Genomic DNA, 21,752 nt, shown 5'->3' with positions numbered 1-21,752 from the left:
TCCCGCGGTGCGAGCCCTTCCTAGGATGTGGACATGGCGGAACCGGTGAAGAAGCGGGATCCTCTGGTCCAGCGCCAGAGGTTCTCCGTCAACGCGGCTCTCGATGACGCCTTCTTCGTGTTCGCCGGTCTTGCCGCGGTCTGGCTCGCGTACCTCATCGTCACCGAAGCGTTCTCGTGGGGCTGGTGGGCCATCGCCTTCGCGGTCGCGTTCTGGCTGCTCCTCGCCTACCTCGTCCTGCCGAGACTGCACGCGATCCTCACGCGCATCTACGTGCCCAGTTACTTCATCGGCCGCGCACGCACGAGTGACGGCCTGCTCGGCGATCCGGTGAACCTGGCTGTCCTCGGCTCGGAGGAGCAGCTCACCCGGTGCATGGCCGAGGCCGGATGGACGCGTGCCGACGACATCACCGCGGAGTCGACGTGGCGCATCGTCCTGTCGACCGTGCTGCGGCGCAGCTACGACGAGGCACCGGTCAGCCCGCTCTTCCTGTTCGGGCGTCGGCAGGACCTCGCGTATCAGCAGGAGGTCGAGGGCAACCCGGCCAAGCGGCACCACGTGAGGTTCTGGCGCTGCCCCGAGGGGTGGATGCTGCCCGGCGGTCACCGCGTGGATTGGGTGGCTGCCGGCACCTTCGATCGGGCTGTCGGCTTCTCGCTCTTCACCCTCCAGATCACCCACAAGATCGATGCGGACATCGACATCGAACGCGATCACATCGTCGGCACGCTGCGCCGCGCGCACAGCGGGGTGCGCATCGTCATCATCCGCGACTTCTCCACGGGCTATCACTCGCGAAACGGCGGCGGCGACAGCATCCACACCGACGGCGACCTGCCGGTCATCGATCTCCGCGGCGTCACGAAGGCACCTGCCTCGGGCTCCGCCGGGGAGCCCGAGGAGCAGGCGCCGGTCACGGAACTGCGGGGGCTGTCGTGAAACGCCCTCTGGCCACGGGGCTCGGCGCCGTGCTGATGTCGCTCCGCGTAGCGTGGGGGTTCATCTCGATCCTCATCTACGCGCTGAACTGGGCGGCGATCAGAGAAGAGGTCTTCTCTTCCGAGAACGGCCTGGAGGCGGTGCCCGTGGACGTCGCCGATCTCCTGATCGTCATCGGTCTCTGTGCGCTCGGCGTCTGGTACGTGTTCTACGGCGTGCTCGCCGGGCTCGTGTTCGCCGGAGCCAACTGGGCGCGCATCGTGGCGATGAGCTTCGCCTCGCTCAGCATCATCGTGGTGTTCCTCGACTGGTGGAACGCCGGCATCCCCGTGACGTTCCGCACATCGCTCGCGAGCGTGGCCCTCGACATCCTCGTGCTGCTCGCCCTCTCGGCGCAGAGCGCGCGCGGCTACGCCCGGCGCAACGACCCCCGCTCGATCACAACCACTTCTTATACTTGAACACCCCGTACAGGGCGACGGCGAACGCGGCCATCGCGCCGATCGCCATCGGATACCCGAAGGCCCAATGCAGCTCGGGCATGACGTCGAAGTTCATCCCGTAGACCGTGCCGACGAGCGTCGGCGCGAAGATGATCGCCGCCCAGGAGGAGATCTTCTTGATCTCGTCGTTCTGTGCGAGCCCGGCCTCGGTCTGGCGGCGGGCCACGAGCGCGGAGTGCACGGTCAGCGCGTTCTCGAGGATGGCCCGGAACGAGTCGACCCGCTCGTTGACGCGGATCGTGTGGTCGAGGACGTCACGCAGCGACCGCTGCAGCTCCTCGTCGATGCGGTACTTCTCGGACCCGCGGCGCAGCCACTCCAGCATCCCGCTCAGAGGATGCACCGCCCGCTGGAAGTTGATCACTTCGCGGGAGAGTTCATAGATGCGCCGGGAGAGCGCGCTGTCGTCGGCGCCGTCGCCGAAGAGCTGGTCCTCGATCTCGTCGATGTCGTTGAGGAGCCCCGCCACGATCGGCTCGTACCCGTCGACGACCTCGTCGAGGATCGCGTAGAGCACCGCTTCCGGTCCCATCGCGAGCAGCTCGGGGTGGGCCTCCATGCGCATCCGGACGGCGGCGAGGTTCGGCGACTCGGCGTGGCGGATGGTCACCACGAAATCGGGGCCGACGAAGAGGTGCAGCTCGCCGAACTCGATCGACTCCTCCTTGTCGCGGTACCGGGCGGGGCGGAGGACGGCGAACAGGGTGTCGCCGTAGCGTTCCACCTTCGAGCGCTGGTGCCCGGAGAGCGCATCCTCGACGGCGAGAGGGTGCAGGTCGAACTCCCGGGCGACCGAGGCCACTTCCTCGGGGCTGGGCCGGTACAGCCCGATCCAGGCGATGCCCCCGGCCGCATCCAGCATCCGGTAGGTCTCGTCCAGGTTCTTGGGGGTCTCCACGCGACGTCCGTGGACGTACACGCCGTTGTCGATGAGCGCCATGATGCGGCTCCGTTCTCGCGGGCGCACGGCAGCGGAGAGCTCCGTGCGCGGATTCGTCAGGGGGCGGATGACGCCACCGACGCTGCGGGAAGGACGTGCGCGTGCGGATCGGAGGATCAACGCGAGAGCGCAGGGAGTCGCGACGCAGCGAAGGCGGCGTCGTAACTATCACCGGACATCGCCATCACCGCCTTTCGGGACTCTTCGGGTCGAGCGACCCAACGCGCCAGCATACTCCTGTCGCCTGGGAACATACGTGCGGGATCAATAAGGGACCGGGGAGGGCCGTCGCAGGCGCGTTTTCGATCCCGCACTCCCTCGACCGCACCCCCTCGACCGTGAACGGCACGGTGTGAAGGATGCGCGCGCGTCAGGGAGCGTCGAGTCCGACGAGCTCGGCGCTGCGCTGCCAGAGGGCCTCGGCGAGGGCGGCGTCGTTCACCTGGGGGTTGACCTTCGTCGTGAGTACACGTTCGTCGTAGTACGCGCCCGAGAACCAGGTCTCGTCAGGAGTGCCTTCGATGAACCAGCGCAGCGTCGCGCCGCCCTTGTCCGGACCGATGAGCATGATGCGCTTGAGCGGCGTGCGGTAGAGCAGCCGCATGACGCTCGACGACTCGGACGCGAAGTTCGTGCGCACGGTGCCGGGATGGAAGGCGACCGCGCTCAGACCCTCGGCGTGGAACCGCGCGTGCAGACTCTTGGCGAACAGCACGTTCGCGAGCTTCGCATCGCCGTAGGCCTTGTTCGGGCTGAAGCGGCGGGTGTTGTCGAGGTCGTCCACGTCGATGTGGCCGAACAGGCGGTGCGCGATGCTGGAGGTGTTGATGACCGCGCCTTCGACCTTCCGCACGTGCGGGAGAAGCAGGCTCGTGAGCAGGAACGGCGCCAGGTGATTAACCTGCATGGTCTTCTCGAAGCCGTCCACCGTGGGGGTCTGATCGCCGAAGATGCCCCCGGCGTTGTTCGCCAGCACGTGGATGCCGTCCTCGCCGACGGCGTCGGTGATCTTCGCGGCCAGCTCCCTCACGTCGTCGAGGCGCGCGAAGTCGGCGGTGAACCACGACGCACCCGTCTCCTGGGCGACGGCGCGGGTCTTCTCGACCGACCGACCCACCAGGATGAGGCGATGAGCGGAGGAGGCGAGCTGGCGGGCGGCCTCGGCACCGATACCGTCGGATGCCCCCGTGAGGACGATCGTCTTCGACGTGTCGGGAATCGCGGACGGGCCTCGATCGTTGTCCGGGGTCATGCGTCGTCGCGCGGTTTCGGGCGCGGCGGTGCGGGGCGCAGCGGGTCGGCGCGGGGAATCCGCTCGGGCTCGGGTGCGGCCTCCGTCACGGGCGTGTTCTCGGCAGGGGCAGCAGGCGACGGGGCAGCGGTGGCGTGCGCCGGCAGCTCGCGCGCGACCTGTTTCTCGAGCACGGTCACCGCGTCTTCGGAGAGCAGGATGAGTCCGTCGAGCTCTTCGCGCACCCGCTTGTAGGCGACGTTGCGCTCGGCTTGTGTCGCGGACTCATCGACGGCGACCTTGAGCAGTTGCTGCGCCCGCTCGAGGCGTTTGCGCTCCGGCTCCGTGAAGGTCGAATCGCGGAGGCGCCGGGCATCCTTCTCGGCGATCTCGAACGCGACGGCGTAATCGCCCACGGCCTGCAGGTACTCGGTGATCTGCTGCTCCGACACCTTCGCATCGGCGGACGCCGGTCGCAGGGCATCCGCGGTCTTCTTCGCGCGGAGGAACGCCGCGGTCAGGGGCTGGCGTCCGTCGCTCATGGCGGGGAACGCGATGAGCTTCGCCACGTCCAGCTCGTAGTCGAGCCAGCGTGCGGTGATCTCGTCATGCTCGGCGAACAGACGCGCGACCAGGTCGTTCGGGGCGACGGATGCCGTGGTGTCGACGACGGAGGGTCCTCGGCGCTTGTTCTGCTGGGTGAGCGCGCGCGCCTCGATCTCGGCGGTCTTCAGCTGTGCCTTGATGCGAAGGGTCTCCAGGCGGCGCTCGTGACGGCGCCGGGAGTTGCGCTCCCAGGCCTTCGCCGCACCGCCGGCCATTCCCATGATCGGGAAGATGAGCCACCAGTAGTGGCCGGCGAAGGTCCAGAAGCCCTGGATGAACTCTTCCATGATGGGTTCAGCCTACTGCGCACGGTGGTCGCCGTCCTCTCTCCTGCTCAGGGGTTCCCAAAGGCTTTGTCATTGATATAGTCAACGCAACTGACTTGCAAAGCCGGAACCGGAGAGTTGGACGATGATGACCCCTTCCCGCACGACGATGACGCTGGACTGCGACGGCATCGGGATCGCCGCAGAAGTCCGTGGATCGGGCCCCGCCGTGCTGCTGCTGCATGGGTATCCAGAGACCAAGGCCATGTGGGAGGAGGTCGCGGCAGAACTCTCCACCACACATACGGTCGTCGCGACGGATCTGCGCGGCTACGGCGACTCGGCGAAGCCGCGCGGCGAGCGTTACTCCAAGCGTGAGATGGCGGCGGATCAGGTCCTCGCGATGCGGACGCTCGGCTTCGAACGCTTCGCCGTGGTGGGCCACGACCGGGGCGGGCGGGTCGGGCATCGGATGGCGCTCGACCATCCGGAGGCCGTGACGGCGCTGGCCGTGCTCGACATCGTGCCGACGCTGCACATGTTCGAGAACGTCGACCGCGAGATGGCGACCGCCTACTTCCACTGGTTCTTCCTCGCGCGCGCTGACGGGCTGCCCGAAGCGCTCATCTCCGCCGACCGCGAGACCTGGCTGCGCAGCCGCTTCACCGGACGCCGACATGACGGTGATCGGCTGCCCGAGGCGTACGCGGAGTACCACCGCTGTTTCGACGTCGAGACCGTCCACGCATCCGGCGCCGACTACCGCGCGGCCGCGGGCATCGACCTCGACCACGACCGCGCAGACCGCGCCGCGGGGCGCAGAGTGGATGTGCCCGTGCTCGCGCTGTGGGGAGAGCACAGCTACGTGGGGCGCAACTTCGATGTGCGCGCGGCGTGGACTCCCTACGCGCCTGCGGTCATCGGCGCCCCGGTCGACGCGGATCACTACCTCGCCGAAGAGGCGCCGCGGGCCACGGCGGCCGCGCTCCGGGTCTTCCTCGCCGAGGCGGTCGCGGCATGAACGTCCGCGCCCAGGCGATCGAACGCCTCGACGCACTCGTGTCCATCGAGACGCCGACCGGGGATGCCGCTGCGCTCGCCGAGGCGCAGGCTCTGGCGCGCTCCTGGATCGAACCCGTGCTGGGGGTGCGCGGCGAGATCGAGAGCGTCGACGGGGTCGAGCATCTGCTGTGGCGAGGGGGGCCCGCGCCGTCGGTGCTGCTGCTCGGGCACCTCGACACCGTGTTCCCCCAGGGCACCATCCGGCACCGGCCGTTCCGGCTCGAGGGCGACCGCGCGACCGGCCCGGGGGTCTTCGACATGAAGGCCGGCATCGTGATCATGGCCGCGGCCCTCGAACGTGTCGCTCATCCCGGTGAGGTCGCGGTGCTGCTCACCAGTGACGAGGAGGTCGGCTCGCTCACCTCGCGCGCCCTCATCGAACGCGAAGCCGCTCGCGCAGGCACTGTGCTGGTGCTGGAGCCGAGCCTCGACGGGGCGCTGAAGATCGCCCGCCGCGGTGGAAGCATCTACCGCGTCGCGCTCACCGGGCGTGCAGCACATGCCGGACTCGAGCCGTGGAAGGGGCGCAGTGCCCTCATCGAGCTGGCGCACCACGTGCTCGCGCTGCCCGAGCTCGCCGACGAGGAGCGCGGCACCACGGTCAGCCCCACGGTCGCCCATGCGGGAACTGCGACGAACGTCATCCCGGAGCACGCGGAGGTGCGCGTCGACGTGCGGGCCTGGACGCTCGACGAGCTGGAGCGGGTGGATGCCGCGATGCAGGGCCTCGACCCGCATACCGAGGGGGTGGGGGTCGAGGTCATCGGCGGGATCAACCGTCCGCCGATGGAGGAGCGTTCATCGGTCGACCTGCTGGCCTGCGCGCGGCTCGTCGCCGAACGGCTCGGTCATCCGGAGGTCGAGGCGGTGTCGGCCGGCGGTGCTTCGGACGGCAACTTCACGGCAGCCGTCGGTGCTCGCACCCTCGATGGTCTCGGACCCCGCGGTGCCGGGGCGCACGCCGACCACGAGTGGGTCTCGATCGACTCCATGATCGAGCGGATCGACCTGCTCGCTGGCATGCTCGACGAGCTGTCATCCGCTCGCACCCCTGCATCCTGAAGGAGATCTCTCGCTCTGAAGGAGACTGCTCGCGCCGAAGGGCTCTCTCATCCTGAAGGAGATCTCTCGCTATGAAGGATTCCTAGCCCAGAACGCTCCTTCAGGACGTGTTTTCTCCTTCGGGATGCGTGTTTTCTCCTTCAGGACGTGTCTTCTCCTTCAGGGCGTGTGTTCTCCTTCAGGACGCGTGTTCTCCTTCAGAGCGCGTGTCCCTTCAGGGCGTGTGTCCCTCCAGGCGCGCACACGGGCTCGGGTGTCAGGTCCCGGGAGCGTGCCGTTCGATGCTCTCCAGCAGCAGGTCGAGGGCGGTCTCCCAGGCACGCGGATCGCGCACGGCGGGAAGGGTGTCTCCGGCCCAGGTGATCGCGGGGAACTCTTCCGCGTCGAGCCGGCGGAAGTCCATCTGCCAGGTGAGCTCGTCGGAGTCCTGCACATCGGCGGGAAGAGCGGTCAGGGCGGCCTGGATGCTGGACGCTGAGCGGATCAGCTGCCCGAGCGCGCGGGCGTACAGCGCAGCCTGCTCACGGTCGTACCCGCCGCGGCGGAGAGCCCCGATCGAGAACTCCATCGACGAGAAGTCGGTCGGGCGGCGCAGCGCCATCTGCAACGCGAACTCCGGGTAGCGCATGTAGTGGTCGTGGATCAGGTGCGCCTGCCGTCGCAGGTCGTCGAGCCAGTCGTCGGTCGCCACCAGGCCGCCGCTGTAGGAGCGGGCGCGGAGGGTGTCGATCAGGGCGAGGAGCAGCTCGTCCTTGTCGCGGAAGTGCCGGTAGATCGAGGTCGGGTGGGCGCCGAGCTCCTCGCCGATCGCCTGGAAGGTGAGCCGGTCGAGCCCCTCCCGTTCGACCACCCGGTCGGCGGCCGCGACGATGATGTCGCGGCTCAGGGAATCGCGGGCGCGGCGTGGGCGGGTGGTCGAGCTCGTGGCGCGTGTCGGCGTCTTCGCCGGTTCCGCGGCCTTCCGTGTCGCCATCGGGGCACTCCGTTCGTCGTCGCGTATCGGTCACGCAGAGATCACGGTACCCCACCGTCGTCACGGTGTCTGTCAGTGGCATCGACAAGGTGGCGGGACACTATCCGTAGCGACTAGCCAGTGTTATAGTCAACGTCATTGACCAGGTGAGAAGGAGCAAGGATGCTGCAGAGCCCGGAAGAGCCGACGACGGATGCGGTCGAGGAGCGCTTCGCCGTGCCGTACCTCATGACCGTGCGCCCCGCCTCGGGCGCGGAAGACCTCGCCCTGGTCATCGAGAATCATCCGGACGGTGCTCGCGGACGCCTCTGGCATGCACCCGACGCCCCGGGGGAGCCGTTGCCCTTCGAAGTCAGCACGGGCGCGATCGTCACGAACGACGGACGGTGGATCGTCGACCTCGACGACGGCGGCGGCTCCGAGGTCGGGACCCTCGTCGCCACCTCGCTCGACGGTCGTGAGCGCGTCGCACTGACCCCCGGCCGCGAGCCCTACGTCCTGCGCGGCCTCACGATGTCGTACGACGGCTCCGCCCTGGTGGCCACCGTCGTCGATGAAGACGGCTTCCACGTGCTGGTGATCCCGGCGGCTCCGTGGGGTGAGGCGAAGGTCGTCTACTCCCACCCCGTCGAGGCCTGGTTCGGTCTGCCGTCGGCCGACGCCTCGCTGGTCTCGATCGACACGACCGCCCACAACCCCGGTATCCGTCGTCCGCTGATCACGGTGGTCGACGCCGTGAGCGGCACGCCCGTCGCCACGCTCGACGACCTGCCGGCCGGGCCGGTCCGTGCCGTCGGCTTCTCCTCGGAGCCCGGGGATGAACGCCTGCTCCTCAACACCGAGCGCAGCGGTTTCTCGCGTCCGGCCATCTGGCATGTCCGCACGGGCCAGCGGCACGACTTCGACCTGCCCCACCTCGCCGGAGAGGTGATCGCCCTCGACTGGAACGCCGCTGCCGGGCGGGTGCTCGCTCTGCACGTCGACGGCGGCATCCATCGGCTGCTGGAGCTCGACGAAGCCGACGGCACGGCACGGACCGTGCTCGAAGGAGGGAGTTTCGCGGAGCCGGACGTCGCGAGCCTGCATCCGTACTACTGGACGTCGTACTACGCGCCTCGGGGAGCGGTACGAGCGCTGCGCTCGAGCTGGGACGTGCCGCTGCGGGTGACCGAGGTCACCGCGGACGGGCGTGAGGTGACGCTCATCGCACCCGCGGAGGTTCCCCCCGGGCAACCGTTGGCCTCGACCCTCGTCACGAGCGCCGACGGTACCGCGGTGCAGCTGTGGTCGGGGCGTCCCGCGGGGCGCGCACCGATCGGCACCGTGCTCGAGATCCACGGCGGCCCCAACCTGGTCGCCGTCGATCACTACAACCCGTCCGCGCAAGCCTGGATGGATGCCGGCTTCGCCTACGCGTCGCTCAACTACCGCGGCTCTGTGACGTTCGGGCGTGCGTTCCGCGAAGGTTTCTGGAACGCCGGGGGCGACCGGGAGATCGAGGATGTCGCTGCGGCGATCGCCTGGCTGCGCGCACAGGGCCTCGCGGATCCGGCTTCCACGTTCATCACCGGGGCGTCCTACGGCGGGCACATGACGCTGCTCAGTGTCGGCCGTCTCCCCGAGCTGTTCGCCGGTGGCTTCGCCCACGTGGCGGTCGCCGACTGGTCGGTGACGATCGAGGCCATGAACCCCGCGGTGCGCACGGTGTGGAGTTCGTGGGTCCCGCCCGAGCTCGTCGAACGCTTCTCGGCCATCACCTACCTCGACGACGTCACGGCCTCCGTCTGGGTCAATCAGGGCTCCGTCGACACCCGCACCCCGGTCATCGGAGTGCAGGGCTACGTCGATCGCCTGCGCGCCCGCGGCGGTGACGCCGTGCTCGAGATCTTCGAGGGCGGGCATGAGCCCACGGGTCTGAAGGGTGCCGCGCACGATCAGCGTCGCATGCACGAACTCGCCCTGCGGACCCTCGCCGGCGAGCGTTGGGATAGCGAATCTCGCCACTAGTCACGAACATTGACTAAAAGGCTTGCTATCTTTTCCGGTCAGTCCTAGAGTCGGACCAATACCCGCACGACAGCACGTTCGCACTGTCCCTCAGTCGCACGATCACTGGAGATCCGTCCATGTCGAAATCACTGCTTCGCACCGCTGTACCCGCATCCCGCCGCGTGCTCATCGCCGCGCTGACCGTCACCGCGCTGGTCGGTTCCCTCGCCGCCTGCGCACCGTCGTCCGCGACGCCCGAACCCAGCGAGGTCGCCGTCGTCGACGGTGGCGAGCTCGTGATCGGCGCCGAGCAGGAGCCCGACTGCACCGACTGGATCGCTACGTGCGCCGGGTCGATCTGGGGCACCTACGTCATGCAGGTGCCGACCATGCCCGCCGTCTTCCACACCCGCCAGGTCGATGAGGAATGGGTGCCCGTCCCCTCCGACCTCGTCACCGAGGAGCCGGTGGCCGAGGTCGCTGCCGACGGCACGCAGACCATCACCTACTCGATCAACCCCGAAGCGGTGTGGTCGGACGGCGAGCCCATCACCTCGGCAGACTTCGCCTACACCGCGCTGCAGATCCGTGACGGCGACGACATCTTCGACAAGACCGGCTACGACCGCATCACCGCCGTCGACACGAGCGATCCGCAGACCGCGGTCGTCACGCTCGACTCCGCGTATGCCGGATGGCGCACACTGTTCAGCGTCTACGGCATCATGCCGTCGCACCTGCTCGAAGGGCAGGACCGCGCCGCGCTCATGACCGACGGCTACGACTTCAGCGGCGGCCCCTGGAAGATCGAGAAGTGGACCCGCGGCACCTCGGTCACCCTCGTGCCGAACGAGAACTACTGGGGTGAGAAGCCGCACCTCGACAGGGTGACCTTCCTGTTCCTGCCCGACACCACCGCGGCGTTCCAGGCGCTCAAGAGCGGTCAGGTCAGCGCGCTCTACCCCTCGCCGCAGCTCGACGCGCTCACTCAGATCGAGGCGGGGCTGCCCGGCATCCGGTCCCAGGTCGATGCGCGCAGCGGCAACCTCGAGGCGATCTGGCTGAACAACGCCGCCGCCCCCTTCGACTCGGTCGCGGTGCGTCAGGCGCTCGCGTACTCGATCGACCGCGACGCGATCGTGAAGCGCCTGTTCGGAAGCCTCGGCATCGAGGAAGCCCAACAGAGCTTCAACTCCCCGATGGTCGCGCCGTTCGCCGCCGACGACTTCTCGCGGTACACGCTCGACCTCGACAAGGTCGACGAGCTGATGGAAGGCGACGGCTGGTCGAAGAACTCCGACGACGTGTGGGCGAAGGACGGCGAGACGGCCACCTTCGCGGTCAAGACCCTCGCCGGCAACAAGCGCCGCGACCTCACCGTGCAGGTGCTGCAGTCGCAGCTCGCCGACGCCGGCTTCGAGATGACGATCGATCAGGTGACGCCCGCCGACCTGTTCGGCACGACCGCGCCGCAGGGCGACTTCCAGGCCGGCCTGTGGGCTCTCGTGGACACGTTCCCGGACCCCACGCTCAGCTCGACGTTCTCCTCGGTCAACATCCCGAGTGAGGCGAACGGCTACTCCGGCATCAACTTCTACCGCGTCGACATCCCGGGTCTCGACGACCTGCTCGGCCAGGTCGACAGCGAGATCGACACGGATGCCCGCATCGCGGCGTCGCACGAGGGGGACGCGTTGATCGCGGAGAACGTGCCGTCGCTGCCGCTGGACACGGTGCCGAACGTGCTGCTGTGGAGCGAGACGGTCGGCGGCCCCCTGCAGATCAACCCGGTCGAGGGTCCGTTCTGGAACCTCGCCGAATGGGGTCTGGCCGGCTGACGCCGACCGGGTTCGAGAGCCAGGACAGGGACGGGGCGACGACGTGATCACCTTCATCACACGGCGAGTGCTGTACTCGGTGCCGGTGATCCTCGTCGCCTCGTTCATCCTGTTCTGGGCCGTGCGCTCGACGTTCGATCCGCTCGCGAAGCTCCGGCAGGCGCAGGATCCGACGGCGATCGCCCGGGAGATCGAGCGGTTGGGGCTCGACCGTTCCATCCCCGAGCAGTACTTCCTCTGGCTGCGTGCGATGGTGACGGGCGACTGGGGGGTGAGCACCCGCACCGGCACTCCCGTGCTGCCCTTGATCGGCGAAGCGTTGTGGCCGACGCTCCAGCTCGCGTTCTGGGGGCTCGTCGTGGCCGTGCTGATCGCCGGAGGCGTGAGCGTCTATTCGGCCGTGCGACAGTACTCGCTCGGCGACAACCTGCTCACCGGGGCCTCGTACATCGGTATCGCGATGCCGGCGTTCTGGTTCGGGCTGATCCTCATCCAGACCTTCGCGGTGTGGCCGAAGGAGCAGTTCGGGCTCAGCGAGCCGCCCCTGTTCTTCATCGGGTTGCACTCCCCGGGGCAGACCGGAGCGCTCGACTACATCCGCCATCTGGTGCTGCCGGTCGCCGCGCTGATGATCGCGCTCGTCGCGTCGTGGAGCCGGTTCGGGCGCGCGGCCATGCTCGATGCGCTGTCGAGCGACTACGTGCGCACCGCACGAGCCAAGGGCGTCCCGCGACGACAGGTCATCTGGCGGCATGCGGTGCGCAACTCCCTCGCGCCGTTCGTGACGGTCGTGGCGCTGGATGCCGCGATCCTGATCGGCGGACTCGTCGTGACCGAGCAGATCTTCGCGATCCCCGGCATGGGGCGGCTGTTCCTGCAGTCCCGGGTCGCCGGTGACGTGTTCGTGCTGCTGCCGTGGATGCTCGTGGTCGCGGTCGCGGTGGTCCTCAGCAACCTGATCGCCGACATCGCCTACGCGGTGCTCGACCCGAGAGTGAGGCTGTCATGAGTGGTGCAGGCATCGCCGGGAGCGAGGAGCTGCTCACCGAGCAGGACCCCCAGAAGGCTCCCACCCGCCAGCTGCTGAAGGGCTTCCTGCGGCACCGGCTCGGCGTCGTGAGCCTGGTGGTCCTCGTGGTCCTGGTGATCGCGTGCTTCGGCGCCGGTCTGATCGCGCCGTATGCGCAGGGACAGCAGGACCTGCTGCTCGGACCCACGCCGCCGTCGGCGGAGCACTGGCTCGGAACCGACGAGCTCGGGCGCGACTACTTCAGTGAGATCCTCTTCGCCGGTCAGGTGTCCCTCGCGATCGGGCTGGCGGTCGCGTTGCTCGCCACGCTCGTCGGCACGGCGGTCGGGGCGATCGCCGGCTACGTCGGCGGCTGGATCGGCGAACTGCTCATGCGCATCACCGACCTGTTCCTGATCGTCCCGGCGATCGCGCTGCTCGCTGTGATCCTGCAGGGACTCGGGCCGTCACCCACGACGATCGTGTTCGCGCTCACGGCGCTGGGGTGGACGTACATCGCCCGCGTCGTCCGCGCGCAGGTGCTCTCGCTGCGGGAGAAGGACTTCATCGACGCGGCCAGGGGCATCGGCGCGTCGGGCCCGCGCATCGTCATCTCGCACCTGCTTCCGAACCTCGCGGGCGTGATCGCCGTCGCGATGAGTCTGGCCGTGGCCTCCTCGATCATCGCCGAGTCGACGCTCAGCTTCCTCGGCTTCGGGGTGCAGCCGCCGCAGACCAGCTGGGGTTCGATGCTGAGCCAGGCCGCCGGCTACGTCGGAACCCCCCAGGTGTACCTGCTGTACTTCCCCGGACTGTTCATCCTCGTGACGGTGCTGTGCGTGAACTTCATCGGCGACGGACTGCGCGATGCGCTCGACCCGCAGGGGAAGAACCTGTGAGCGGGCGGGAGGTGCTCCTCGCGGTCGAGGACGTGTCGATCAGCTTCCCGACCGATGCCGGGCTCGCCAAAGCGGTCGAAGGAGTCTCCTTCGTGCTGCACGAGGGCGAAACGGTCGGCATCGTGGGGGAGTCGGGCTCAGGCAAGTCGATGACCGCGATGGCGATCATGGGCCTGCTGCCGAAGAAGGCCGTCGTCACCGGGTCGATCCGTTTCCGCGGACAGGAGCTCGTCGGGCTCTCGGATGAGGAGCTCAGGGAGATCCGCGGCAACGACATCGCGATCGTGTTCCAGGACGCCCTGACCGCGCTCAACCCCGTCATGCGCGTCGGGGACCAGCTGATCGAGGCCGTGCGCGTGCACCGGCCGGAGTCGACGGCGGCCGAGCGCAGGACCAGGGCGGTCGAGCTGCTCGACCTGGTCGGCATCCCCTCGCCCGACCTGCGCGTCGACCGCTATCCGCACGAGTTCTCCGGAGGCATGCGGCAGCGCGTCATGATCGCGATGAGCATCGCGAACGAACCCGACCTGCTGATCGCCGACGAGCCCACGACCGCGCTCGATGTGACGGTGCAGGCGCAGGTGCTCGAGGTGCTGCGCGAGGTCCAGCGCCGGACCGGCACCACGGTGCTGCTCATCACGCACGACCTCGGGGTCGTCGCCGGCACCGCCGACCGCGTGCTCGTGATGTACGCGGGCGGGCTGGTCGAGACGGCCGACGTCGACCCGCTGTTCTACGAGACCGCACACCCGTACACCGCGGGACTGCTCGCCTCGCTGCCGCGCATCGACCGGCGGGCGTCGCGGGACGAACGGCTGTATCAGATCGCCGGGCAGCCCCCCGTGGCGACGGCCTGGCCCGCCGGATGCCGCTTCGCGCCGCGGTGCGCCCACGCGGTGGTCGGCCTCTGCGACGTGGCCGTTCCTGAACCGGTCGCGGTCGGTGAAGAGCACACGGCCGCCTGCGTGCGGGTCGGCGAGTGGCAGAAGGAGATCGTCTCATGAGCGCGCCCCTCAGCGTCCCGGTCCGCAGCGCGGGCCTCACCGTGCAGGACCTCGTCAAGGAGTACCGCGTCGGCGGTGGCCTGTTCGGTCGGACCCGTGACGTGGTGCAGGCCGTGTCGGAGGTGAGTCTGTCGATCGAGGGCGGGCAGACCTTCGGGCTCGTGGGCGAGTCCGGATGCGGCAAGTCTTCCCTCGGACGCAGCGTCGCCCGTCTGCAGTCCAGCGACGGCGGGTCGATCCGTCTCGGCGAGGACGACATCACCCGGGTCGAGGGGACGCGCCTGCGGGCCCTGCGTCGCCGCGTGCAGTTCGTGTTCCAAGACCCGTACGCCTCGCTGAACCCGCGCAAGTCGGTGCGGGCGACCCTCACCGAACCGCTCGTGATCCACGGGCTGCACCGTGGGGACCACGACCGCCGCGTCGAAGAACTCCTCGCGCAGGTCGGGCTCGATCCCGCGCACGCCGACCGCTTCCCCCATGAGTTCTCGGGCGGACAGCGGCAGCGGATCGGCATCGCCAGGGCGCTCGCCGTGGAACCCGAGGTGATCGTGCTCGACGAGCCGGTCAGTGCGCTCGACGTCAGCGTGCAGGCGGGCGTGCTCAACCTGCTCGACGATCTGCAGCGCGACCTCGGGCTCACGTACCTCTTCATCGCGCACGACCTCTCCGTGGTGCGGCACCTGAGCGACCGGGTCGGGGTCATGTACCTCGGCCGACTCGTCGAGGAAGGACCCGTCGACGAGCTGTACGAGCGGCCGCTGCATCCGTACACGCAGGCGCTGCTGTCGGCCATCCCGGTGCCCGATCCCCGAGCCGAGCGGGCACGCGAGCGCATCGTGCTCACCGGTGACGTGCCGAGCCCGGTGTCGCCGCCGAGCGGATGCCGCTTCCGCACCCGCTGCTGGAAGGCCACCGAGATCTGCGCCGAGGTCGTGCCGCCGCTCGTGGAGCCCGCACTCGTCGCCCCCGGCAGCACGCATCGCGTCGCCTGCCACCACCCCGCCGAGCGCGACGTCCTCTGACCCCGCCCCCACCTCTCATCTCCACCCCCGTGTGTTCCGGTCGCGATATGTCACCCGAAAAGACCGAATCAGGTGACATATCGCGACCGGAGCAGAGGGGATGTCCCGGAAGGAACCACCCATGACGACCACGCACCGCATCGCCGTGATCGCCGGAGACGGCATCGGCCCCGAGGTCATGCCCGAGGGGCTGCGGGTGCTGCGAACCGCGGCCGCCCGCTTCGACATCGCCCTCGAGTTCGAGGAGTTCGACTTCGCGAGTGCCGCGTACTGGCAACAGCACGGGCAGATGCTGCCGGACGACTGGTTCGAGACTCTGCGCGAATTCGACGCGATCTTCTTCGGCGCGGTCGGCTGGCCCGATGTGGTGCCCGACCATGTGTCCCTGTGGGGGAGCCTGATCCAGTTCCGCCGGGCGTTCGACCAGTACGTGAACCTGCGCCCGGTCCGGCTCATGCCCGGGGTGGTCTCCCCGCTCGCCGGACGCGCCCCCGGAGACATCGACTTCTACGTCGTGCGCGAGAACACCGAGGGCGAGTACTCCTCGATCGGCGGACGCATGTTCGAGGGCGCCGACCGTGAGTTCGTGCTGCAGGAGACCGTGATGACCCGCACCGGCGTCGACCGGGTGCTGCGCTACGCGTACGACCTGGCGCAGCGCCGCGAGGCGAAGCACCTGACCTCGGCGACCAAGAGCAACGGCATCTCGATCTCGATGCCGTACTGGGACGAGCGGGTGGCCGCGGTGGGTGCCGACTACCCCGACGTGCGCCGCGACCAGTTCCACATCGACATCCTCACCGCGAACTTCGTGCTGCACCCCGACTGGTTCGACGTGGTCGTGGCCAGCAACCTCTTCGGCGACATCCTGTCCGACCTCGGACCCGCCTGCACCGGCACGATCGGCATCGCCCCGAGCGCCAACATCAACCCCGAAGGGGTCTTCCCCAGCCTCTTCGAACCGGTGCACGGCTCCGCGCCCGACATCGCGGGCCAGGGCATCGCCAACCCGATCGGCCAGATCTGGTGCGGCGCGATGATGCTCGACCACCTCGGATATCCGGAGGCCGGAGCCGCCGTGCTCGCCGGGATCGAAGACGTGCTGGCTCGTGGCGCGGATGCGGCGCCGTTCACGCCGGACCTCGGCGGCACGGCCACGACGACGGACTTGGGTGCGGCGATCGCGGAGGCCGTCGCCACCGTCTGAGCGGATCGCTGCACGCCGACCGGCCGACACCAGCCGTTCACGAATCGTTCCTTTCGGAGTACGGCGGTCTCGTAATTGCCCGTCACCTTCGGGAGTTGGAATACCGATGTTCTCGGAATTCCGAGGCATCTCCCTCCCGAAAGGTCATCATGCGCCGCTTCACCCTGCCCGTCGTCGGCCTCCTGGGCGTGGCCGCCCTCACCCTCACCGCCTGCCAGGGCTCGACCGCCGAGGCCGCACCCGCCGATCCCGACGCCCCTCTCACGATCGCCACGATCCCGGTCGGAGACGACCCCACCGCCGAGAACCCGATCGAGGTGTTCGCCGAGCTGCTGGAAGAGGCCACCGGTCGCACGGTCGAGATCACCGATGTGCCCGACTACCTCAGCGTCGTCGAGGCCATCCGCGCCGACCACGTCGACATCGGCATCATGAGCGGTTTCCCGTCCGCACTCGCCGTGAACACGGGTGAGGTGGATGCGCTGGTCGCGTTCGAGGGCGACGGCAAGCCGGTCTCGACCTGCGTGGTGCGGGAGGACTCGCCCATCCAGACCGTCGAGGATCTCGAGGGTGCGACCGTCGCCTTCGCCGACCAGGCCTCCAGCTCCGGCTACTTCATGCCCGTGTACATGCTGCACGAAGCGGGACTCGAGCAGGGCACCGACTACGAGGCGATCTTCGCGGGCGGACATGAGGGCAGCTTCGCCGCACTCGAGCAGGGGCAGGTGGATGCCGCGTGCACCGCCATCATGCTCACCGAACTCGGTGCGCCGATGTTCCCCTTCGCGGATGGCGAGTGGCGCGCGGTCGGCGAGAGCCCTGCGATGGACATCCAGGGAGCCGTTCTGGGTCGTCCGTCCCTGGACGCCGAGACGCGCAAGGTCATCCAGGACGGCATCGCCGAGGTGTTCTCGCCCGCCAACGCCGAGCGTCTGGGCGCGTACGGGGCTTTCGCCGCCGCCCCGCAGACCGTCGACCCGAAGGCCTCCGCCTTCACCTCGTTCGCCGAGATCGCCGCGGTTGCGGGTGTCGAGCTCGAGGACCTGAAGTGACGGTGGCCGCCCCGGCCGCGCGGGTGCGCGGCACACACGGAGAGGGTTCCGCCGCCGACGGGCGTGTTGCGGATCGACACGCCCAGGCGCGCGCAACTGATCTGCGTTTCGGCACCGACGCCCGCGCCGAAGGGCCCGTCGTCACGGTGCGCGGCCTGCGAGTCGCGTATGACACGACGACGGTGCTCCGCGGAGTCGACCTCGACCTGTTCCCCGGCGAGATGGTCGCCCTGCTCGGTGCGTCGGGTTCGGGCAAGTCGACACTCATGCGCAGCCTCACCGGGTTCGCCCCGATTTCGGCCGGCACAGTGCGGGTCGCGGGCCATGACGTCACGAACCTCGGTCGCGGCGAACTGCGCACCCTCCGCTCGGGGGTCGGCCAGGTGTTCCAGCAGTTCAACCTGATCCCGCGGCTCAGCGTGATGACGAACGTGCTCACGGGGGCACTGCACGGCGCGGGACCGATCAACCTCGCCGGCGGTTTCACCGGGGCCCATCGCCGACGGGCGCTCGAACTCCTCGATCGGGTCGGCATCGCCCACAAGGCATCCGCTCCCGCGCGCTCGCTCTCGGGCGGGCAACAGCAGCGCGTCGCGATCGCCCGAGCGCTCATGCAGCAGCCCACGGTGATCCTGGCCGATGAACCGGTCGCCTCGCTCGACCCCCGGCTCGCCGGCTCGGTGCTCGACCTGCTGCGGGAGATCGCGACGCAGGACGGCATCCCGGTGCTGGTCAGCCTGCACGTGCTGCCCCTCGCCCTCGCGCACAGCGACCGGATCGTGGGACTGCGCCACGGCGAGATGCTCGTGTCCGGGGCGACCTCGGGGCTGGATGCCGCGGCGTTGGAAGCCCTGTACGACGACGAGGAGCACGGCGATGACGACGACCACTGAGCCCCGCACACCCGGTACACCCCGCACCGACCGCACCGACCGCACCGACCGCACCGACCGGACCGACCGTCCGCACCTCGACCCGGCGGAGCGCGCCCGCCTCGAAGCGGCGTTCCGGGTGCCGCGCGCCCGCTTCCTGATCGGGCTGCCGGTCGCCGTCCTGCTGCTGATCTGGTCGTTCAACGGCGCCCAGTTCAACTTCGTGAAACTCGGTGAGGGCGCGGTCAACATGGGCGAGTTCCTGTCGCGCCTGTTCCCGCCTGACTTCTCGAAGATCGGCACCATCCTCGCCCTCCTGCTGGAGACGTTCCAGATGGCCGTGGTCGGCACGGTCCTCGGTGCGGTCCTCTCGCTGATCATCGCGTTCGGAGCCACGTCGACCCTCGCGCCCAGGTGGCTGTACTACCCCACACGCTGGGTGATGAACATCATCCGCTCGGTCCCCGACCTGGTGTTCGCGCTCATGTTCGTCTCGGCTGTCGGGCTGGGTCCGTTCGCGGGAATCCTGGCCATGACGCTCGGTTCCATCGGGTCGATCGGCAAGATCTTCGCCGAGGCGATGGAGCAGGTCGACCGCGGACCGGTGGTCGCCATGGAAGCGGTCGGCGCCTCGAAGCGGCAGGTCATCCAGTACGGCGTCCTGCCGCAGGCCGCGCCCCTGCTCACCTCCTACACGCTGCTGCTGTTCGAGGGGAACGTGCGCGGCGCGACCATCCTCGGACTCGTCGGCGCCGGAGGCATCGGACTCGAACTGACCACGGCCATGCGCATGTACGACTACGGCCACCTCAGCGCCATCATCATCTGCATCATCGTGCTCGTCACGGTGATCGACCAGGGCAGCGCCCTCATCCGAAGGAGAATCACATGACCCTCATCGACACCGACCTCGTCCTCAGCGCCCCGGTCAACCTGCGCGATCTCGGAGGCATCGCGATCGACGGCGGTGTGCTCCGTGAGGGGGTCGCCATCCGCGCCGACGACCTCGCCTACGTGACCCCGCAGGCCGCGGACCAGCTCATCGATCGTGGGCTCACCGCGATCATCGATCTGCGCTCGCCGCGGGAGGCTTCCCTCACCGGCCGTGGCCCGCTCGGCGCGCATCCGGTCGCGTACCACCACCTGCCGCTCATCGCGGACGTCGGGGAGACGATGGATCGCGAGCAGCCGGCGCTCACGGACGAGGCGATGGGACTCATGTATCAGCGCATGGCCGAGAGCGCGGCGCCCCAGCTGGTGATCGCGCTCACCGTGATCGCGCACACGCCCGGTGCGGTCGCCTTCCACTGCGCCGCCGGCCGAGACCGCACCGGTGTGCTCGCGGCCATGCTGCTGCTCGTGCTCGGCGCGGCCGACGACGACATCGTCGCGGACTACGCGCGCACCGGCGACAACATGGTCGCAATCATGGCGCGCACGGCCCCGGTGATGGGGGCGATGTGGAAGGCACTCGGCTTCGACGCCGATGCCCTCGAGAAGTCGTCGTCGTTGTTGGAGGGCTCGATGGACGTGTCGATGCGCAGTCTGCTGGACACCCTCCGCGCGCAGCACGGTGACCCGCTGACGCCGCTGCGCGCCGCGGGACTCTCCGATGCCACGATCGCCCGACTCCGTGCCAAGGCCCTGGCCACGTGACCGTCCTGGAGAGGAAAGCCGGGGCTGCGGTCGGCCGCCGCCCCGGTCGACCGCGTGACGAGGAGATCGATGGGCAGATCGTCACGGCGACGCTCGAGATCATCGATGCGGGCGAGGAGGTCACGGTGTCGCGTGTGGTCGCCCGCAGCGGAGTGAGTCGGGCGGCGCTGTACCGACGCTGGCCCTCTCTGACGCTGCTGATCGCCGCCGCGCTCGACGTCGGGCGCGAGGTGCCGCCGGAGTACCCGGTCGATGCCGATCTGCACGAGATCCTGCTCGCGGGGCTCGGGCTCGGGGCCGACGGTGTGGCGCCCTCGGCCCCCGGCTACTCCGAGGCGCGATTCCGGCAGCGCATCCGTCTGGTGATGGCCGATCGTGCGCTGCAGAAAACGTATTGGCAGTCGCATGTCTCGCGGCGCCGGGTACCGCTGCAGAACGCGCTACGGACGGGCATCGCGCGGGGCGAGCTGCGGGCCGACCTCGATGTGGAGGCCTGCTTCGACGCCATCGCAGGTGTCGCGTACTACCAGCTCGTCGTGCGCGGCGACCGGGTCAGCGATCCTGCGGTGGTCGAGCGGATGCGCGCCGCGATCGAGGTGATCTGGCGCGGGATGGTCGCTGCCTGACGTGAGCGCCTCGGTGCGGGATCGAGAACGCGCCTCCGCCGGGGGTTGCCGGTGCGGTTTTGATCCCGCAACGGCCGCGGTCAGCTCTTCGTGAGGTCTTGCGCGAACATCACGAGGATGCCGCTCGGGCCGCGCAGGTACGTGAGCTTGTAGAGGTCCTGATATGTCGCGACGCCGCGGAGCGGGTGGAATCCGTGGCGGGCGGCGATGGCGAGGGACTCGTCGATGTCGTCGACGGAGAACGCGATACGGTGCATCCCGATCTCGTTCGGAAGCGTCGGGTCCGTCTCGATCGCATCGGGATGGATGTACTCGAAAAGCTCGATCTGGCCGCGTCCGTCCGGTGTCTGCAGTACCGCGATCTTGGCGTGGTTGCCGTCGAGCCCGACGGCGGTCGCCGCCCACTCTCCGCTGACTTCGTCGCGGCCGAGCACGGTGAGACCGAGGTCGGTGAAGAAGGAGATGGTGGCTTCCAGGTCGCGGACCGCGATGCCGACGTTCTCGAGGGTGATGGGCATGACGGGATGCTACTCGGGATCGCCGCGCACGTCAGGGCTAGCCTCCGAGTTTCTCGGCGCAGGCGACGCAGTACTCGGCGAAGGGCCGTGCCTCGAGGCGGCCCGCGGGGATGGGGCGTCCGCAGTTCGCGCAGAGGCCGTAGGTTCCGGCATCCACCCGGGCCAGCGCGTCTTCGACCTGCCGGAGTTCGGATGCCGCGGCCTCGGCGAGTCCGGTCAGGCGCGACCACTCCGACGACAGGGTGACGCCCTCGGGGTCGTGCTCGTCGTCGTCGTTGGAGCCCTCACGGTCGTGCGTGAGCTCGTCGAGCGTCGCAGCGGTGGCCTGCACGCGCGCCTCGGCCCGAGCGCGCAGTGCGAGCAGGCGATCACGGGCGTCGGCGGTCATTCGACCACTCTAGGCACCGGGGGCTGCCCTCGGCTCGAATCGCGCAACGGGCTCGATACGGCCCCGGGATCGAACCATTCACGCGAT

The 21,752-nt window shown here is 69.0% G+C and carries 22 protein-coding genes; 16 read left to right on the top strand and 6 right to left on the bottom strand.

Annotation, left to right across the window (positions count from 1 at the left end; translation table 11 throughout):
- The first annotated feature begins 33 nt into the window (after nt 1–33).
- The gene (locus tag KV397_RS15970) at nt 34–942 is read left to right on the top strand and encodes an LssY C-terminal domain-containing protein (RefSeq protein ID WP_261811723.1); all 909 of its coding nucleotides are present in this window, start codon (nt 34–36) and stop codon (nt 940–942) included.
- A complete protein-coding gene (locus tag KV397_RS15965; protein ID WP_261811722.1) occupies nt 939–1,403 on the top strand; it encodes a hypothetical protein in 465 nt (154 codons plus the stop codon). Before KV397_RS15970 ends, KV397_RS15965 begins: the two co-directional genes overlap by 4 nt.
- Here KV397_RS15965 and KV397_RS15960 read toward each other — a convergent pair.
- The 3 genes from KV397_RS15960 to KV397_RS15950 all read right to left on the bottom strand — a co-directional run bounded on the left by KV397_RS15960 (nt 1,381) and on the right by KV397_RS15950 (nt 4,509).
- Nucleotides 1,381–2,385: a magnesium and cobalt transport protein CorA gene (locus tag KV397_RS15960; protein WP_047523995.1), complete on the bottom strand. Its 1,005-nt coding sequence runs from the start codon at nt 2,383–2,385 to the stop codon at nt 1,381–1,383. The two genes, KV397_RS15965 and KV397_RS15960, sit on opposite strands and share 23 nt — an antisense overlap.
- A 370-nt stretch (nt 2,386–2,755) precedes the next feature.
- On the bottom strand, nt 2,756–3,637 hold the full coding sequence (locus KV397_RS15955) for an SDR family NAD(P)-dependent oxidoreductase (RefSeq protein WP_261811721.1): 882 nt from the start codon (nt 3,635–3,637) through the stop codon (nt 2,756–2,758).
- Nucleotides 3,634–4,509, bottom strand: coding sequence for a hypothetical protein (locus KV397_RS15950; RefSeq protein WP_261811720.1), 876 nt, complete (start codon nt 4,507–4,509; stop codon nt 3,634–3,636). Before KV397_RS15950 ends, KV397_RS15955 begins: the two co-directional genes overlap by 4 nt.
- 124 nt (nt 4,510–4,633) lie before the next feature.
- Between KV397_RS15950 and KV397_RS15945 the strand changes: the two genes are divergently transcribed.
- Together KV397_RS15945 and KV397_RS15940 are read left to right on the top strand one after the other, a co-directional pair.
- A complete protein-coding gene (locus KV397_RS15945; RefSeq protein ID WP_261811719.1) occupies nt 4,634–5,509 on the top strand; it encodes an alpha/beta fold hydrolase in 876 nt (291 codons plus the stop codon).
- On the top strand, nt 5,506–6,612 hold the full coding sequence (locus tag KV397_RS15940) for a M20 family metallopeptidase (RefSeq protein WP_261811718.1): 1,107 nt from the start codon (nt 5,506–5,508) through the stop codon (nt 6,610–6,612). The genes KV397_RS15945 and KV397_RS15940 overlap by 4 nt, the downstream gene beginning before the upstream one ends.
- Before the next feature lie 256 nt (nt 6,613–6,868).
- Here the strand turns inward: KV397_RS15940 and KV397_RS15935 are convergent, their stop codons facing one another.
- Nucleotides 6,869–7,585, bottom strand: coding sequence for a TetR/AcrR family transcriptional regulator (locus KV397_RS15935; RefSeq protein WP_261811717.1), 717 nt, complete (start codon nt 7,583–7,585; stop codon nt 6,869–6,871).
- Nucleotides 7,586–7,747: 162 nt separating this feature from the next.
- Here KV397_RS15935 and KV397_RS15930 point away from each other — a divergent pair, with 162 nt between their 5' ends.
- From KV397_RS15930 to KV397_RS15875, 12 genes are all read left to right on the top strand, one after another.
- Complete coding sequence (locus KV397_RS15930) at nt 7,748–9,592, top strand: alpha/beta hydrolase family protein (protein ID WP_261811716.1); 1,845 nt, start codon at nt 7,748–7,750, stop codon at nt 9,590–9,592.
- 119 nt (nt 9,593–9,711) lie between these two features.
- On the top strand, nt 9,712–11,412 hold the full coding sequence (locus KV397_RS15925; protein WP_261811715.1) for an ABC transporter substrate-binding protein: 1,701 nt from the start codon (nt 9,712–9,714) through the stop codon (nt 11,410–11,412).
- A gap of 43 nt (nt 11,413–11,455) precedes the next feature.
- Nucleotides 11,456–12,421, top strand: coding sequence for an ABC transporter permease (locus KV397_RS15920; RefSeq protein WP_261811714.1), 966 nt, complete (start codon nt 11,456–11,458; stop codon nt 12,419–12,421).
- Nucleotides 12,418–13,320 carry an ABC transporter permease gene (locus KV397_RS15915; protein ID WP_131492742.1) on the top strand — a complete coding sequence of 301 codons (903 nt, stop codon included), beginning with the start codon at nt 12,418–12,420 and terminating at the stop codon, nt 13,318–13,320. Before KV397_RS15920 ends, KV397_RS15915 begins: the two co-directional genes overlap by 4 nt.
- Nucleotides 13,317–14,324 carry an ABC transporter ATP-binding protein gene (locus KV397_RS15910; protein ID WP_248569914.1) on the top strand — a complete coding sequence of 336 codons (1,008 nt, stop codon included), beginning with the start codon at nt 13,317–13,319 and terminating at the stop codon, nt 14,322–14,324. The genes KV397_RS15915 and KV397_RS15910 overlap by 4 nt, the downstream gene beginning before the upstream one ends.
- Nucleotides 14,321–15,346, top strand: a complete 1,026-nt coding sequence (locus KV397_RS15905; protein ID WP_047523701.1) for an ABC transporter ATP-binding protein — start codon at nt 14,321–14,323, stop codon at nt 15,344–15,346. The genes KV397_RS15910 and KV397_RS15905 overlap by 4 nt, the downstream gene beginning before the upstream one ends.
- A gap of 121 nt (nt 15,347–15,467) precedes the next feature.
- A complete protein-coding gene (locus KV397_RS15900; protein WP_261811713.1) occupies nt 15,468–16,553 on the top strand; it encodes a tartrate dehydrogenase in 1,086 nt (361 codons plus the stop codon).
- 149 nt (nt 16,554–16,702) lie between these two features.
- Entirely contained in the window at nt 16,703–17,605 is a 903-nt protein-coding gene (gene phnD / locus KV397_RS15895) for a phosphate/phosphite/phosphonate ABC transporter substrate-binding protein (RefSeq protein ID WP_131493034.1), read from the top strand.
- Nucleotides 17,602–18,498: a phosphonate ABC transporter ATP-binding protein gene (locus KV397_RS15890; RefSeq protein WP_261811712.1), complete on the top strand. Its 897-nt coding sequence runs from the start codon at nt 17,602–17,604 to the stop codon at nt 18,496–18,498. The genes phnD and KV397_RS15890 overlap by 4 nt, the downstream gene beginning before the upstream one ends.
- Entirely contained in the window at nt 18,482–19,369 is an 888-nt protein-coding gene (gene phnE / locus KV397_RS15885; protein WP_261811711.1) for a phosphonate ABC transporter, permease protein PhnE, read from the top strand. Before KV397_RS15890 ends, phnE begins: the two co-directional genes overlap by 17 nt.
- Nucleotides 19,366–20,133 carry a tyrosine-protein phosphatase gene (locus KV397_RS15880; protein ID WP_261811710.1) on the top strand — a complete coding sequence of 256 codons (768 nt, stop codon included), beginning with the start codon at nt 19,366–19,368 and terminating at the stop codon, nt 20,131–20,133. The genes phnE and KV397_RS15880 overlap by 4 nt, the downstream gene beginning before the upstream one ends.
- A complete protein-coding gene (locus tag KV397_RS15875; protein WP_261811709.1) occupies nt 20,130–20,759 on the top strand; it encodes a TetR/AcrR family transcriptional regulator in 630 nt (209 codons plus the stop codon). Before KV397_RS15880 ends, KV397_RS15875 begins: the two co-directional genes overlap by 4 nt.
- An 80-nt stretch (nt 20,760–20,839) precedes the next feature.
- On the opposite strand, the gene KV397_RS15870 is transcribed toward KV397_RS15875, so the two are convergent.
- The gene (locus KV397_RS15870) at nt 20,840–21,277 is read right to left on the bottom strand and encodes a VOC family protein (RefSeq protein ID WP_131493042.1); all 438 of its coding nucleotides are present in this window, start codon (nt 21,275–21,277) and stop codon (nt 20,840–20,842) included.
- Nucleotides 21,278–21,314: 37 nt separating this feature from the next.
- Nucleotides 21,315–21,665: a TraR/DksA family transcriptional regulator gene (locus KV397_RS15865; protein WP_261811708.1), complete on the bottom strand. Its 351-nt coding sequence runs from the start codon at nt 21,663–21,665 to the stop codon at nt 21,315–21,317.
- Between the last annotated feature and the right edge of the window lie 87 nt (nt 21,666–21,752).

The organism is Microbacterium aurugineum, from assembly GCF_023101205.1.
GTDB classification, from domain to species: domain Bacteria; phylum Actinomycetota; class Actinomycetes; order Actinomycetales; family Microbacteriaceae; genus Microbacterium; species Microbacterium aurugineum.
This window is presented reverse-complemented; position numbering and strand designations above follow the sequence as displayed.

Bases quoted from the DNA above. Each gene is read 5' to 3' on its own strand.
- phnE (WP_261811711.1), top strand. From the start codon at position 18,482: ATGACGACGACCACTGAGCCCCGCACACCCGGTACACCCCGCACCGAC.
- KV397_RS15930 (WP_261811716.1), top strand. From the start codon at position 7,748: ATGCTGCAGAGCCCGGAAGAGCCGACGACGGATGCGGTCGAGGAGCGC.
- KV397_RS15940 (WP_261811718.1), top strand. From the start codon at position 5,506: ATGAACGTCCGCGCCCAGGCGATCGAACGCCTCGACGCACTCGTGTCC.
- KV397_RS15960 (WP_047523995.1), bottom strand. From the start codon at position 2,385: ATGGCGCTCATCGACAACGGCGTGTACGTCCACGGACGTCGCGTGGAG.
- KV397_RS15880 (WP_261811710.1), top strand. From the start codon at position 19,366: ATGACCCTCATCGACACCGACCTCGTCCTCAGCGCCCCGGTCAACCTG.
- KV397_RS15915 (WP_131492742.1), top strand. From the start codon at position 12,418: ATGAGTGGTGCAGGCATCGCCGGGAGCGAGGAGCTGCTCACCGAGCAG.
- KV397_RS15935 (WP_261811717.1), bottom strand. From the start codon at position 7,585: ATGGCGACACGGAAGGCCGCGGAACCGGCGAAGACGCCGACACGCGCC.
- KV397_RS15945 (WP_261811719.1), top strand. From the start codon at position 4,634: ATGATGACCCCTTCCCGCACGACGATGACGCTGGACTGCGACGGCATC.
- KV397_RS15905 (WP_047523701.1), top strand. From the start codon at position 14,321: ATGAGCGCGCCCCTCAGCGTCCCGGTCCGCAGCGCGGGCCTCACCGTG.
- KV397_RS15970 (WP_261811723.1), top strand. From the start codon at position 34: ATGGCGGAACCGGTGAAGAAGCGGGATCCTCTGGTCCAGCGCCAGAGG.
- KV397_RS15900 (WP_261811713.1), top strand. From the start codon at position 15,468: ATGACGACCACGCACCGCATCGCCGTGATCGCCGGAGACGGCATCGGC.
- KV397_RS15925 (WP_261811715.1), top strand. From the start codon at position 9,712: ATGTCGAAATCACTGCTTCGCACCGCTGTACCCGCATCCCGCCGCGTG.
- KV397_RS15950 (WP_261811720.1), bottom strand. From the start codon at position 4,509: ATGGAAGAGTTCATCCAGGGCTTCTGGACCTTCGCCGGCCACTACTGG.
- KV397_RS15870 (WP_131493042.1), bottom strand. From the start codon at position 21,277: ATGCCCATCACCCTCGAGAACGTCGGCATCGCGGTCCGCGACCTGGAA.
- KV397_RS15955 (WP_261811721.1), bottom strand. From the start codon at position 3,637: ATGACCCCGGACAACGATCGAGGCCCGTCCGCGATTCCCGACACGTCG.
- KV397_RS15865 (WP_261811708.1), bottom strand. From the start codon at position 21,665: ATGACCGCCGACGCCCGTGATCGCCTGCTCGCACTGCGCGCTCGGGCC.
- phnD (WP_131493034.1), top strand. From the start codon at position 16,703: ATGCGCCGCTTCACCCTGCCCGTCGTCGGCCTCCTGGGCGTGGCCGCC.